Origin of the sequence: Streptomyces katrae, from assembly GCF_000717655.1 — a bacterium.
Taxonomy (GTDB): domain Bacteria; phylum Actinomycetota; class Actinomycetes; order Streptomycetales; family Streptomycetaceae; genus Streptomyces; species Streptomyces katrae_B.
Genome location: NZ_JNZY01000081.1, coordinates 1 through 15,750, shown reverse-complemented (window position 1 = coordinate 15,750; position 15,750 = coordinate 1). Strand labels below are relative to the sequence as shown.

The 15,750-nt window shown below is 72.9% G+C and carries 1 protein-coding gene and 3 pseudogenes; all 4 read right to left on the bottom strand.

Annotation, left to right across the window (positions count from 1 at the left end):
* Nucleotides 1-3,599, bottom strand: a pseudogene (locus tag IF09_RS48755) (type I polyketide synthase); the annotation flags it as partial.
* Between the two features lie 56 nt (nucleotides 3,600-3,655).
* Nucleotides 3,656-14,344, bottom strand: a complete 10,689-nt coding sequence (locus IF09_RS0139265) for a type I polyketide synthase (RefSeq protein WP_063607483.1) — start codon at nucleotides 14,342-14,344, stop codon at nucleotides 3,656-3,658.
* A 266-nt stretch (nucleotides 14,345-14,610) separates the two neighbouring features.
* Nucleotides 14,611-14,955 (bottom strand): annotated as a pseudogene (locus tag IF09_RS48750) (acyl carrier protein); the annotation flags it as partial.
* A 210-nt stretch (nucleotides 14,956-15,165) separates the two neighbouring features.
* A pseudogene (locus IF09_RS48745) lies at nucleotides 15,166-15,564 on the bottom strand (SDR family NAD(P)-dependent oxidoreductase); the annotation flags it as partial.
* Between the last annotated feature and the right edge of the window lie 186 nt (nucleotides 15,565-15,750).

Genomic DNA, 15,750 nt, shown 5'->3' with positions numbered 1-15,750 from the left:
CTCCAACTGCTCGGCGGACACCGCCCGGGACACCAGCGAGTCCAGGGTCACCACCAGGCCACCGGTCTCGTCGGCCGCCTCGACGGACAGGGCATCCGGACCGCTCGGCGCCACGCGCACCCGCAGGGCCGAGGCGCCCGCGGCGTGCAGCGCCAGCCCGTTCCACGCGAACGCCAGCACCGGAGCCCCGGGCTCCTCCTCCGCCGCACCCGCAGCGGCGCCGAACGTCGCGGCCTGCAGGGCCGCATCCAGCAGCGCGGGGTGGAGACCGAACCTGACGGCGTCCTTGCGCTGCTCCTCGGGCAGGGCCACCTCGGCGAAGAGCTCCTCGCCGCGCCGCCACACCGCCCGCATGCCCTGGAAGGACGGCCCGTACGCGACGCCGCGCTCGCGCAGGTCGGCATAGAAGTCATCGGCGTCCAGCTCGACCGGCTGCGCGCCGGGCGGCGGCCAGGCGGCGAAGTCGAAATCCGTCCCGCGGGCCGCAGGCGATGCCGCCAGGAGCCCGGTGGCGTGCCGCGTCCACACGTCCGCGCCGGCCTCGTCGGCAGCGTCCTCGCGTTGGGAGTACACCTCCACCGTGCGCGAACCGTTCTCGCCCGGACCGCCGACGGCGACCTGCACCCGCACGCCGCCGTGCTCGGGCACCACCAGCGGGGCCTCGATCACCAGCTCTTCCAGCAGCCCGCACCCGGCCTCGTCACCGGCCCGAACCGCCAGCTCCACGAGCCCGGTGCCCGGAGCGAGGATCAGACCACCGATCGCGTGATCGGCCAGCCAGGGGTGCGACTTCAGCGACAGCCGCGAGGTGAAGACGAGCCCGTCCGACTGCGGCAGCTGCACCACCGCGCCCAGCAGCGGGTGCTCGACCCTCGTCTGGCCCAGCGACGCCGCATCGGTGGCCGACTCGTCCGCGTGGAGCCAGTAGTGCTGGTGGTCGAAGGCATAGGTCGGCAGGTCCACGCGAACGGAAGCCGCCGACCGCGGCAGCACACCGCTCCAGTCCAGCGCCACGCCCCGGACGAACAGCTCGGCCATCGACGCGAACAGCCGTCGCAGACCGCCGTCTTCACGGCGCAGCGAACCGGTCACGACCACATGGGCAGTGGTGCCGTTGTCGTCGTCGACGGTTTCGGTGATCGGCTGGACCAGCACCGGATGGGCACTGACCTCCACGAACACCCCGTGGCCCTGCGCCAGCAGCTCGGCCACGGCCGGACCGAAGCCCACCTGGCCCCGAAGGTTGCGGTACCAGTACGCCCCGTCCAGGACGTCGGCGTCGGCTACCCACGTACCCGTGACGGTCGAGTAGAACGGCACGGTCGGGGCCTTCGCGGCGATCCCGGCCAGCGTCTTGGCGAGCGCCTCGCGGATGTCCTCCACGTGGCGGGTGTGCGAGGCGTAGTCCACCGCGACCCGACGCACCCGGACGCCGTCGCCCGACAGTGCCTCCAGCGCTTCGTCCAGAGCCTCGGCGTCACCGGCGATCACCACCGAGGTCGGGCCGTTGACCGCCGCAACCTCGACCCGGTCCTCCCACGGAGCGAGCCGTATGGCCACCTCGTCCGCGCTCAGCGCCACCGAGGCCATACCGCCACGCCCGGCGAGGTCCTTCGCAATCGCCTGGCTGCGCAGGGCCACGACGCGTGCCGCGTCCTCCAGCGACAGCGCGCCCGCCACACACGCGGCGGCGATCTCGCCCTGGGAGTGGCCGAGCACCGCATCGGGCCTGACCCCGACCGACTCCCACACCGCCGCCAGACCCACCATCACCGCGAAACTCGCCGGCTGCAGGACGTCGACCCGCTCGATGAGGTCGGGGTCTGCCCCTGGCCGGGGAACACCCACACGACCTTGCCCGGAGCAGTGGCACTGCCGACCACCACACCCGGCGCGTTCTCACCGCGCGCCAGCGCCTGCAGACCGGCCAGCGCCTCCTCGCCCGACCCGGCCACGACCACCGCACGCTCGCCGAAGACCGTACGGCCCGACACCAGCGTTCCGGCCACCGAGGCCAGCGACACCTCACCGGCGCCCTCGACGAACGACGCCAGCCGCCCGGCCTGACCCGCAAGCGAACCGGGGGTCCGCGCCGAGACCACCAGCGGCACCACACCGGCGGGCTGCTGCTCGCCGGGCTCCTGCTCCGGTTCCTCCGGCGGCGCCTCCTCCAGGATCAGGTGAGCGTTCGTCCCGCTGACACCGAACGAGGACACACCGGCCCGGCGCGGCCGGCCGCTGCGCGGCCACTCCCGGGCCTCGGTCAGCAGCTCGATGGCACCCGCAGACCAGTCCACCTGGCTCGAAGGCTCCTGGACGTGCAGCGTGGAGGGTATCACTCCGTGGCGCAGTGCCTGCACGATCTTGATCACACTGGCCACACCGGCAGCAGCCTGCGTATGACCGATGTTCGACTTCAACGAGCCGAGCCACAGCGGCTGTTCCGGGTCGCGGCCCTTGCCGTAGGTGGCCAGAAGCGCCTGCGCCTCGATCGGGTCACCCAGGGCCGTACCCGTGCCGTGGCCCTCCACCACGTCCACATCGGACGGGGAGAGCCCGGCGCTGTCCAGCGCCCTGCGGATCACCCGCTGCTGTGAGGGACCGTTCGGAGCCGTGAGGCCGTTGGAAGCGCCGTCCTGGTTGACGGCACTGCCGCGCAGCACCGCGAGAACCCGGTGCCCGCGCTCCCGCGCCACCGACAGGCGCTCGAGAAGCACCACGCCCACGCCCTCGGCCAGGCCCATGCCGTCCGCGCCGTCCGCGAACGCCTTGCACCGGCCGTCGGTGGCCAGGCCGCGCTGCCGGGAGAAGGCCATGAAGGAGCCGGGTGTCGCCATCACCATCGCGCCGCCGGCCAGTGCCATCGTGCACTCGCCCTGGCGCAGCGCCTGCGCCGCCAGGTGCATCGCAACCAGCGACGACGAACACCCCGTGTCCACCGAAACCGCCGGGCCCTCGAAACCGAACACGTACGACACACGGCCCGACGCCACGCACGACGCCGCTCCCGTGCCCGCGAAACCCTCCACCTCCGGCGTCACCACACCGGCACCGGCACCGTAGCCCTGGCCGGACACCCCGGAGAACACCCCGATGTCGGTGCCCTTCAGCGAGAACGGGTCGATGCCGGCGCTCTCCAGCGCCTCCCAGGAGGTCTCCAACAGCAGCCGCTGCTGCGGGTCCATCGCCAGCGCCTCACGCGGCGAGATCCCGAAGAACCCCGCATCGAAAAGGCCCGCCCCCTGCAGGAAGCCGCCCTGATCGGTGTACGACGTACCCGCGTGGTCGGGGTCCGGGTCGACGAGGCCCTCCAGGTCCCAGCCGCGGTCGTCCGGGAACCCGGAGACGGCGTCGACCCCGTCGGCCACGAGCTTCCACAGGTCTTCGGGCGAGGACACACCACCTGGGTAGCGGCACGCCATGGAGACGATGGCGATCGGCTCCCGCGCCTGGTCCTCGACCTCGCGCAGCCGCTTGCGGGCGTCGCGGGCGTCGGCGATGGCCCTCTTGAGGTAGTCGCGGAGTTGTGCCTCGTCAGCCACTGGATTCAGCTCCAAGGAAAATTTGAGTGAGCGATTGCTGAGGGGGGGTCCCCGCACCGTGTGTGCGGGCAGTACGGCCGGGCCCACCCGGGCCCGGCCGTACGGGGTCCGGCTCAGTCGAGCCGGTCGAAGATCGCGAACAGCTCCTCGTCGTCAGCGGTTTCGAGATCCTCGTTGGACGTGTCCGCCGTTCCCGCCGCCGCAGCGGGCCCGCCCGCCGACTCGGCTGCCTTCAGCAGCTCCCGCAGCCGTACGGTGATCCGGTCGCGGGCCTCGTCATCGCAAGCCGCGGCCTCGATGGACGCCTCCAGGCCGGCGAGACCGGCCAGCACCGGATCGGCGGCTGACGCCTCGTCGACGCCGCACTCCTCGCGCAGGTGGCGGGCGAGGGCCAGCGGGGTCGGGTAGTCGAAGACCAGCGTGGCCGGAAGCTTCAGACCGGTCGCCTCACGCACCCGGTTCCGCAGTTCCACCGACGTCAGCGAGTCGAACCCGGCGTCCTTGAACGCCGTCTCCGCACGGACACCGCCCGAGTCGGAATGCCCGAGCACGACCGCGGCCTGAGCACGCACCAGGTCGAGGAGCAGGGTCTCCTGCTCCGCCGCGGTGAGTCCGGCCAGCCGGTCGGACAGCTGACGGCCCTCGTTGCCGGTGCCCCCGGCGTTCGCCAGTTGCCGCCCGGCCGGTACCAGCCCGCGCAGCAGGTGCGGCACCCCGACACCGGTCGCGGCGTCGGCACGTACACCCCGCAGGTCCAGCTTGACCGGCACCAGCAGCGCCCGTCCGGACCCCACGGCGGCACCGAACAGCTCCATACCCTCGGCGGACTTGAGCGCCATGACTCCCCCACGTCCCTCACGCCGGCTCATCTGAGTCAGGGTGAGGTCGTCGATGCTGTCGCCCAGACCGGTGACCTGCTCCCACGGGCCCCAGGCCAGCGACAGACCCGGCAGGCCCGCCGCCCGGCGGCAGGCCATCAACCCGTCCAGGAAAGCATTGGCCGCCGCGTAGCCACCACTACCAGCTCCCATAAAGATGGACGATGCGGAGGAGTAGACGATGAAGGCTTCGAGGTCCGTTCCGCGGGTCAGTTCGTCGAGGTGACGGACCGCGTCCACCTTCGGCGCGAAGACCCCCGCGAGCCGCTCCGGGGTCAGCGCCCCGACCACACCCGGATCGAAAACGCCCGCGGTGTGCACCACACCGGACAGCCGGTGCTCGGCCGGAACCGATGCCAGCAGGGCCTCGACCTGGTCACGGTCGGAGACGTCACAGGCGACCGCCGAGACCGCAGCACCCAGTTCGGTGAGCTCGGCGACGAGCTCCTGCACACCGTCGGCATCCGGACCCCGACGGCTGGCCAGCAGCAGGTGCCGCACGCCGAGCCGGGTGACCAGGTGCCGGGCCGCCAGCGCGCCCAGCGACCCGGCGCCGGAGACCAGGACGGTCCCGTCCGGTCCGAACGCCACGGAGGCGTCCGGGGCCTCGCCGGTGACCCGGACGAGCCGGGGTACGGAGAGGATGGTTCCGCGCGTCGCGATCTGCGGCTCGCCGGAGGCCAGCACCGAACCCAGTACGGAATCCAGCACCGAGTCCGTGCGGCCTTCGGCAGCGGGGTCGGTGTCCAGCAGGACGATCCGGTCGGGGTTCTCGGCCTGGGCGGCACGCACCAGACCCCACACCGCCGATCCGGCCGGGTCGGTCACCGCACCGTCGCCGGCGGGAACCGCACCCCGGGTCACGACCACCAGGCGGGACTCCTCCAGCCCGGCATCGGCCAGCCACGCCTGTACGACCTCCAGCACACGGGAGGTCAGCGCCAGCACCGCGTCCTCGTCGGCGCCGCCGACGGCTTCCAGGACGGCCGCGGCCGGAACTCCTGCGCCGCCGGCCAGGGCCGCCACCTCGTCAGCGGTGGCCACCGGCACCCACGACGGCGACAGCTCCGTCCCCGGGGCCTGGGGCAGCTCGGACCACTCCACCTCGAAGAGCGAGCTGGCGACCGCGGTGTCCGCAGCCGCGCCCAGCTGCTCGACGGACACCGGCCGCAGGACCAGCGAGTCCAGCGTCACCACGGGGCCACCGGTCTCGTCGGCGGCCTTGACCGACAGCGCGTCGGGGCCGTTCGGAGCCACGCGGATCCGCAGGGCCGAGGCACCCGCGGCGTGCAGCGCCAGCCCGTTCCATGCGAAGGGCATCACCGGTTCCGCGGATTCCTCCGCCGCCGTGCTCGCCGCGGCGCTGAACATCCCGGCCTGCAGGGCCGCGTCCAGCAGCGCGGGGTGGAGGCCGAACCTGCCGGCATCCTTGCGCTGGTCCTCGGGCAGGGCGACCTCGGCGAAGAGTTCCTCGCCGCGCCTCCACACGGCCCGCATGCCCTGGAACGCCGGACCGTACGCGTACCCCACCTGCGCGAGCATGTCGTAGCCACCGCTGATGTCCACCTGCTGTGCGCCGGGAGGCGGCCAGGCGGCGAAGTCGAACTCCTGCGCCGCTCCCTGTGTCGCGGGCGACGCCGCCAGGAGCCCGGTGGCGTGCCGCGTCCACACGTCCGCGCCGCTCTCGCCGACGGCGTCCTCGCGCTGGGAGTACACGTTCACCGTGCGCGAGCCGGTCTCGCCCGGACCGCCGACGGCGACCTGTACGCGTACGCCGCCCTGGTCGGGGACCACCAGCGGGGCCTCGGTCACGAGTTCTTCCAGCAGCCCGCACCCGGCCTCGTCACCGGCGCGTACCGCCAGTTCCACGAGTCCGGTGCCGGGGAGGAGCACCACACCGCCGACCCTGTGATCGGCGAGCCAGGGGTGCGACTTCAGGGACAGTCGCGAGGTGAAGACCAGACCGTCCGACTGCGGCAGGCGCACCACCGCGCCCAGCAGCGGGTGATCGGCCGCCGCCTGGCCCAGCGAGGCCGCATCGGTGGCCGCCTCGGCCAGGTGCAGCCAGTAGTGCTGGTGGTCGAAGGCGTACGTCGGCAGGTCGATGCGGGCGGACGCCGCTCCGGCGGGCAGAACCCCGGTCCAGTCCACGGCCACACCGCGGACGAACAGCTCGGCCATCGAGGCGAACAGCCTGCGCAGGCCTCCGTCCTCGCGGCGCAGCGAGCCGGTCACCACCACATCGGTGCCGGTGTCGGTCTTGTCGACGGTTTCGGTGATCGGCTGGACCAGCACCGGGTGGGCACTGACCTCGACGAACACCCCGTGGCCCTGGGTGAGCAGCTCGGCCACGGCGGCACCGAAGCCCACCTGGCCGCGCAGGTTGCGGTACCAGTACGCGCCGTCCAGGACATCGGCGTCCGACACCCACGTACCCGTGACGGTCGAGTAGAACGGCATGGTCGGCGCCTTCGCGGTGACGCCCGCCAACGCTTCGGCCAGCGTGTCACGAAGGGCCTCCACGTGCCGGGTGTGGGAGGCGTAGTCCACGGCGACCCGGCGCACCCGAATGCCCTCACCGGACAGTGCTTCGAGCGCTTCGTCCAGAGCCTCGGCGTCACCGGCGATCACCACCGAGCTCGGGCCGTTGACCGCGGCGATCTCGACGCGGTCCGCCCACGGCACCAGACGAGCAACCGCCTCGTCCGCGCTCAGCGCCACCGAAGCCATACCCCCACGCCCGGCCAGATCCTTCGCAATGGCCTGGCTGCGCAGCGCCACGACGCGCGCCGCGTCGTCCAGCGACAGCGCACCCGCGACGCAAGCCGCGGCGATCTCACCCTGCGAGTGGCCGAGCACGGCGTCCGGCTCCACGCCCACCGACGACCACACGGCGGCCAGACCGACCATCACCGCGAAGCTCGCCCCCTGGCCGGGGAACACCCACACGACCTTGCCCGGAGCAGTGGCACTGCCGACCACCACACCCGGCGCGTTCTCACCGCGCGCCAGCGCCTGCAGACCGACCAGTGCTTCCTTGCCCGAGTCCGCGACGACCACCGCGCGCTCGCCGAAGACCGTACGGTCCGTGACCAGCGTTCCGGCCACGTCCGCCAGCGACACCTCGTCGGTGCCGTCGACGAAGGCCGACAGCCGCCCGGCCTGGCCCGCGAGCGAACCGGGGGTCCGCGCCGAGACCACCAGCGGCACCACACCGGCAGGCGCCGGCGCCTGCGCGACGGTCTCAGTCCCTTCGGCGGGCGCTTCCTCCAGGATCAGGTGGGCGTTCGTGCCGCTGACACCGAACGAGGACACACCGGCCCGGCGCGGGTGACCGTTCTGCGGCCACTCGCGGGCCTCGGTCAGCAGCTCGACCGCACCCGCCATCCAGTCCACTTCGGTCGTCGGCTTCTGCGCGTGCAGCGTGGGGGGCATGACGCCGTGGCGCAGCGCCTGCACCATCTTGATCACACTGGCCACACCCGCAGCAGCCTGCGCATGGCCGATGTTCGACTTCAGGGAACCGAGCCACAGCGGCTGTTCCGGGTCGCGGCCCTTGCCGTAGGTGGCGAGCAGCGCCTGCGCCTCGATCGGGTCGCCCAGGGCCGTACCCGTGCCGTGGCCCTCGACCACGTCCACGTCGGACGGGGAGAGCCCGGCGTTGGCCAGCGCCTTGCGGATCACCCGCTGCTGCGACGGACCGCTGGGCGCGGTCAGGCCGTTCGACGCGCCGTCCTGGTTGACCGCACTGGCACGCAGCACCGCGAGAACCCGGTGCCCGCGCTCCCGCGCCACCGACAGGCGCTCGAGGAGCACCACGCCCACGCCCTCGGACAGCCCCATGCCGTCCGCGCCGTCCGCGAACGCCTTGCACCGGCCGTCGGCGGCCAGGCCGCGCTGCCGGGAGAAGGCCATGAACGCACCGGGCGTCGACATCACCATCGCGCCGCCGGCCAACGCCATCGTGCACTCGCCCTGCCGCAGCGCCTGCGCGGCCAGGTGCATCGCCACGAGGGACGACGAGCACGCCGTGTCGACGGAAACCGCCGGGCCCTCGAAGCCGAACACGTAGGACACCCGGCCCGACGCCACGCTCGGCGCCAGCCCCGTGCCCGCGAAACCTTCCACCTCCGGCGCGACCGTGCCGGTCCCGTAGCCCTGGCTGGAGACGCCGGAGAACACGCCGACGTCGGTGCCCTTCAGCGAGACCGGGTCGATGCCGGCCGCTTCGAGTGCCTCCCAGGAGGTCTCCAGCAGCAGTCGCTGCTGCGGGTCCATCGCCAGCGCCTCACGCGGCGAGATCCCGAAGAACCCCGCATCGAACAGGCCCGCCCCCTGCAGGAAGCCGCCCTGGTCGGTGTACGACGTACCCGCGTGGTCGGGATCCAGGTCGAACAGACCCTCCAGGTCCCAGCCGCGGTCGTCGGGGAAGGAGGACACCGCGTCGCGGCCCTCGCACACCATCCGCCACAAGTCCTCGGGGTCCGCCACGCCGCCGGGCAGGCGGCACGCCATACCCACGATCGCGAGCGGCTCACCCGTGTCGGCCGCCACGACCGTCGGTTCCACCGGCGCGGGCGCCACGTCGCCGAACTCCTCGCGCAGATAGCGGGCGAGGGCCAGCGGGGTCGGGTAGTCGAAGACCAGTGTGGCCGGAAGCTTCAGACCGGTCGCCTCACGCACCCGGTTCCGCAGCTCGACCGACGTCAGCGAGTCGAACCCGGCGTCCTTGAACGCCGTCTCCGCACGGACACTGCCCGAGTCGGAATGCCCGAGCACGACCGCCGCCTGGGTACGCACCAGCTCGAGGAGCAGGGCCTCCTGCTCCTCCGCGGCGAGCCCGGCCAGCCGGTCGGAGAGCTGACGGCCCTCCTCGGCGGCGCCTCCCGCGCTCGCCTGCTGGCGGCCCGCGCGGACCAGGCCGCGCAGCAGGTTCGGTACGCCGCGACCGGCCGCCGCGTCGGCACGCACCCCGCGCAGGTCCAGCTTGACCGGTACCAGCAGGGCCTGCCCGGACACCAGACCGGCATCGAAGAGCTCCATGCCCTCCGCCGCCGATATCGCGAGCACACCGCTACGGCTCGCACGCGCCTGGTCGACGGTGCTGAGGTGCGTGGCCATGCCGAGGGTCTGGTCCCACAGGCCCCAGGCGAGAGACAGGCCCGGCAGGCCCGCCGCCCGGCGGTTGCTCATCAGCCCGTCCAGGAAGGCGTTCGCCGCCGAGTAGTTGCCCTGGCCGGCGCCTCCGGACAGACCCGCGACGGACGAGAAGACGACGAATGCGTCGAGGTCCAGGCCTCGGGTCAGTGCATCGAGGTGCCGCACCGCATCGACCTTCGGCGCGAACACCCCCGCCAGCCGCTCCGGGGTCAGCGCCCCGATCAAGCCGTCGTCGAACACGCCCGCCGTGTGCACCACACCGGTGAGGGGGTGCTCGGCCGGCACCGATGCCAGCAGGGCCTCGACCTGGCCGCGGTCGGACACGTCGCAGGCGACCGCCGTCACCGCAGCACCCTGCTCGGTCAGTTCGGCGACCAGTTCCTGCACCCCGTCGGCGTCCGGGCCGCGACGGCTGGCGAGCACCAGGTGCCGCACCCCGTGCCGGGAGACCAGATGCCGGGCCACCAGACCACCCAGGGAACCGGCGCCGGAGACCAGGACGGTTCCCTCCGGGCCGAAGACCGCCGGAACGCCCGGAACGTGAGCGGTGGTACGGGCCAGCCGGGGCACGGAGAAGGTGGTGCCGCGCACCGCGACCTGTGGCTCACCGCAGGCCAGCACCGAGTCCAGCACCGTGTCCATCACCGAATCCGTGCCGCCTTCGGCAGCGGGGTCGATGTCCACCAGGATGATGCGGTCGGGGCTTTCGGTCTGGGCAGCGCGCACCAGACCCCACACGGCGGCGCCCGCGGGGTCGGTCACCGCGCCGCCACCGGCGGGCACCGCACCCCGAGTCGCCACCACCAGCTGCGACTCCTCGAGCCCCTCGCCGGCCAGCCACGCCTGGAGGACCCCCAGCACACGGGAGGTCAGAGCCAGCACCGCGTCCTCGCCGCCGTCCTCCTCGCCGACGGCTTCCAGGACCGCCGCCAGCGATGCGCCGGGGACGGCAGCCATGCCTTCGGCCAGCGACGTCACCTCGTCAGCGGTGGCCACCGGCGCCCACGACAGCGAGGGCTCGGCCTGGACCTGGGGCAGCTCGCTCCACTCCACCTGGAACAGCGAGTTGGCGACCGCGGCGTCCGCCGCACCGCCCAGCTGCTCGGCGGAGACCGGCCGGGACACCAGCGAGTCCAGGGTCAGGACCAGGCCGCCGGTCTCGTCGGCAGCCTGGAACGACAGCGCGTCCGGGCCGCCCGGCGCCACGCGTACGCGCAGGGCCGAGGCGCCCGCGGCGTGCAGCGCCAGCCCGTTCCACGCGAACGCGAGCACCGGCTCCCCGGCTTCCTCCGCCTCTGCCGTGCCCGCCGCGGCGCCGACCGTACCGGCCTGCAGGGCCGCGTCGAGCAGCGCCGGGTGGATGCCGAACCTGCCGGCTTCCTTGCTCTGCTCCTCGGGCAGGACGACCTCGGCGAAGACCTCGTCTCCGCGCCGCCACACCGTCCGCAGGCCCTGGAAGGCCGGACCGTACGCGTAGCCGCGCTCGAGCAGGTCGGCGTAGAAGGTCCCGACCTCGACCGGCTGCGCACCCTTCGGGGGCCAGGCGGCGAAGTCGAAGTCCGTCCCGCGGGCCGCAGGCGATGCCGCCAGGAGCCCGGTGGCGTGCCGCGTCCACACGTCCGCGCCGGCCTCGTCGGCAGCGTCCTCGCGCTGGGAGTACACCTCCACCGTGCGCGAACCGTTCTCGCCCGGACCGCCGACGGCGACCTGTACACGTACGCCGCCGTGCTCGGGCACCACGAGCGGGGCCTCGATCACCAGCTCTTCCAGCAGCCCGCATCCGGCCTCGTCGCCGGCCCGGACGGCCAGCTCCACCAGCCCGGTACCGGGGACGATGACCACACCGCTCACCGCGTGATCGGCCAGCCAGGCGTGCGACTTCAGCGACAGCCGCGAGGTGAAGACGAGCCCATCGGACTGCGGCAGGCGCACCACCGCGCCCAGCAGCGGGTGATCGGCCGTGGTCTGGCCCAGCGAGGCCGCATCCGTGGCCGACCCGACCGCCTCGAGCCAGTAGTGCCGGTGCTCGAAGGCGTACGTCGGCAGGTCCACGTGTGCGGACACGGCCCCGGCGGGCAGGACACCGCTCCAGTCCAGGGCCACACCGCGGACGAAGAGCTCGGCCATCGAGGCCAGCAGGCGGCGCAGACCGCCGTCTTCACGGCGCAGCGAGCCGGTCACCACCACATCGGTGCCGGTGTCGGTCTTGTCGACGGTCTCGGTGATCGGCTGGACCAGCACCGGATGGGCACTGACCTCCACGAACACCCCGTGGCCCTGCGCCAGCAGCTCGGCCACGGCCGGCCCGAAGCCCACCTGGCCCCGAAGGTTGCGGTACCAGTACGCCCCGTCCAGGACGTCGGCGTCCGACACCCACGTACCCGTGACGGTCGAGTAGAACGGCACCGCCGGCGCCAGAGCAGTCACCTCGGCCAGCGCTTCGGCGAGTGCCTCCCGGATGTCCTCCACGTGCCGGGTGTGCGAGGCGTAGTCCACCGCGACCCGACGCACTCGGACACCCTCGCCGGACAGTGCTTCGAGGGCCTCGTCCAGCGCCTCGGCATCACCGGCGATCACCACGGACGACGGCCCGTTGACCGCGGCGACCTCAACGCGGTCCGCCCACCGGGCAAGACGCGCAACGGCCTCGTCCGCGCTCAGGGCCACCGAGGCCATGCCGCCGCGGCCGGCCAGGTCCTTGGCGATGGCCTGGCTGCGCAGCGTCACCACGCGCGCCGCGTCGTCCAGCGACAGCGCACCCGCGACGCAAGCGGCGGCGATCTCACCCTGGGAGTGGCCGAGCACCGCGTCCGGCTCCACGCCCACGGACGCCCACACCGCCGCCAGGCCCACCATCACGGCGAAGCTGGCCGGCTGCAACACGTCGACCCGCTCCATGAGCTCGGGCTCCGTCTCGCCGCGCAGTACGTCGATCAGCGACCAGTCGATCCACGGCTCGAGTGCGGCCGCACACTCGGCGATCCGCTCGGCGAAAACCGGGGACGAGTCGAGGAGTTCACGACCCATGCCGGCCCACTGCGAGCCCTGGCCCGGGAACACCCACACGACCTTGCCCGAAGCAGTGGCACTGCCGGACACCACGCCGGCCGCGTCCTCACCGCGCGCCAGCGCCTGCAGACCGGCCAGCGCCTCCTCGGCGGAGCCGGCCACGACGACCGCACGCTCGCCCAGCACCGCACGGCCCGAGACCAGGGCCCCGGCCACGTCCGCCGTCGACGTTCCCTCGGCGCCCTCGACGAACGACGCCAGCCGCCCGGCCTGAGCCGCAAGGGCACCCGGGGTCCGCGCGGACACCACCAGCGGCACCACGCCAGTGGGCAGCGCCTCGCCGGAGTCCTGCTCCGCCTCCTCCGGCGGCGCCTCCTCCAGGATGAGGTGCGCGTTCGTGCCGCTGACACCGAACGCGGACACGCCGGCGCGGCGCGGCCGGCCGTTCCGCGGCCACTCCCGGGCCTCGGTCAGCAGCTCCACCGCACCCGCAGACCAGTCCACCTCGGTCGTGGGCGCGTCCACGTGCAGCGTGGGAGGCATCACGCCGTGCCGCAGCGCCTCCACCATCTTGATCACACCGGCCACACCCGCAGCCGCCTGCGCGTGACCGATGTTCGACTTCAACGAGCCCAGCCACAGCGGCTGTTCCGCGTCGCGGCCCTGGCCGTACGTCGCCAGCAGCGCCTGCGCCTCGATCGGGTCACCCAGGGCCGTACCCGTGCCGTGACCCTCCACCAAGTCCACGTCCGCCGACCCCAGCCCGGCGCTGGCCAGCGCCCCGCGGATCACCCGCTGCTGCGAAGGACCGTTCGGCGCCGTCAGACCGTTCGACGCGCCGTCCTGGTTGACCGCGCTGCCGCGCAGCACCGCCAGCACCCGGTGCCCGCGCTCCCGCGCCACCGACAGCCGCTCCAGCACGACCACGCCGACGCCCTCGGCCCAGCCCGTGCCGTCCGCGGCATCGGCGAACGCCTTGCACCGGCCGTCGGCGGCCAGGCCACGCTGGCGGGAGAACTCCGCAAAGACGCCGGGCGAGGCCAGCACCGTCGCGCCGCCGGCCAGCGCCATCGAGCACTCGCCCTGCCGCAGTGCCTGCGCCGCCAGGTGCATCGCCACCAGCGAGGACGAACACGCGGTGTCCACCGAAACCGCCGGGCCCTCGAAACCGAGCACGTACGACACGCGGCCGGACGCCACACTCGTCGAGCCGCCCGTGCCCGCGAAGCCCTCCAGCTCGGGCGTCACCACACTGGCGCCCGGAGCGACATAGCCCTGGCCGAAGACCCCGGAGAACACCCCGACGTCGGTGCCCTTGAGCGAGACGGGGTCGATGCCCGCCCGCTCCAGCGCCTCCCAGGAGGCCTCCAGCAGCAGCCGCTGCTGCGGGTCCATCGCCAGCGCCTCACGCGGCGAGATCCCGAAGAACCCCGCATCGAACAGGCCCGCCTCGTGCAGGAAGCCGCCCTGGTCGGTGTACGAGGTACCCGCACGCTCCGGGTCCGGGTCGAACAGGCCCTCCAGGTCCCAGCCACGGTCCTCGGGGAAGGAGGAGACCGCGTCCCGGCCCTCGGACACCATCTGCCACAGGTCCTCCGGCCCCGCCACGCCACCGGGCAGTCGGCACGCCATGCCCACGATGGCGATCGGCTCACGGGAAGCGTCGAGGAGTTGGCGGTTCTGCTTCTTCAGCGAGCCGACCTCTTCCAGCGACTTCCTCAGCGCCTGGACGACCTTTTCATACGACGCACTCACTTGATTGCCCCAATCATTCCGCGGTTCGAAGGTTCTTATTCGCCGAGCGCCAGTTGCACGAGGTCATCGACGTCCAGCTCGGCGATCGCCCTCTCCTCGTCGGCGTTGTCGATCCCGACCATTTCCGGTTCGCCATCGCCGCGGGCTACCAGCTTGACCAGGGCTTCCATCAATCCCGCTTCCCGGAACCGGGCCAGCGGGAGGGACACGAGTGCGTTCCGCAGTCGCTCTTCATCCACTTCCGTCTCAATTGCGTCGTTGGGCGGCAGCAATTCCTGGTGCAGATGACGGGCAAGGGCCTGCGGAGCCGGATAGTCGAATACCAGCGTGGCCGGAAGCTTCAGACCGGTCGCCTCACGCAGTCGATTGCGCAATTCCACCGACGTGAGCGAGTCGAAGCCCGCGTCCTTGAACGCCATATCAGTCCGCACGCTCTCCGGCCCGGCGTGTCCGAGCACGGCCGCCACCTGAGTCCGCACCAGGTCGAGGAGGACCTTCGCCTGGTCGGCGGCGGTCAGGGCGACCAGCCGGTCGTACAGCTTGCGGCCCTCGTCGGCGGTGTCCGCCGCCTGCGCCTGCTGCCGGCCGACCCGGACCAGGCTGCGCAGCATGTGCGGTACGCCGCCCCCGGCCGCCGCGTCGGCGCGCACGCCCCGCAGGTCCAGCTTGGCCGGCACCAGCAGCGACTGTGCGGACCCCAGAGCGGCTTCGAACAGCTCCATGCCCTCTGCCAACGGCATCGCCTGCAGACCGCCACGCCGGTTCATCCGGTTCCTGGTGAGGTCGTCGGTGTTGGCCGCCATGCCGGCGATGAACGCCTCGAGCTCCAGGCCCCGGGTCAGCTCGTCCAGGTGCCGCACCGCATCCACCTTGGGTGCGAACACCCTCGCCAGCCGCTCCGGGGTCACCGTTTCGATCACTCCGGCATCCAGCACACCGGCGGTGTGCACGACGCCGGCCAGGCGGTGCTCGGCCGGCACCGATGCCAGCAGGGCCTCGACCTGGCCGCGGTCGGCCACGTCACAGGCCACCACCGAGACGGCGGCACCCTGCTCGGTCAGCTCCGCGACCAGCTCCTCCACGCCTTCGGCATCCGGACCCCGACGGCTGGCCAGCACCAGGTGCCGTACGCCGTGCCGGGAGACCAGGTGCCGGGCCACCAGACCGCCCAGCGACCCGGTACCCCCCGTGACCAGGACCGTCCCCTCCGGTCCGAACACCGGAGCGTCCGGGGCCTCGGTGGCGGCCCGGACGAGCCGGGGGGCGGAGAGGACCGTGCCGCGGACCGCGATCTGCGGCTCACCGCAGGCCAGCACCGCACCCAGCACCAGCTCCGCGGCGTCTTCGGCAGCGGGGTCGGTGTCCACCAGGACGATCCGGTCGGGGTTCTCGGCCTGGGCGGCACG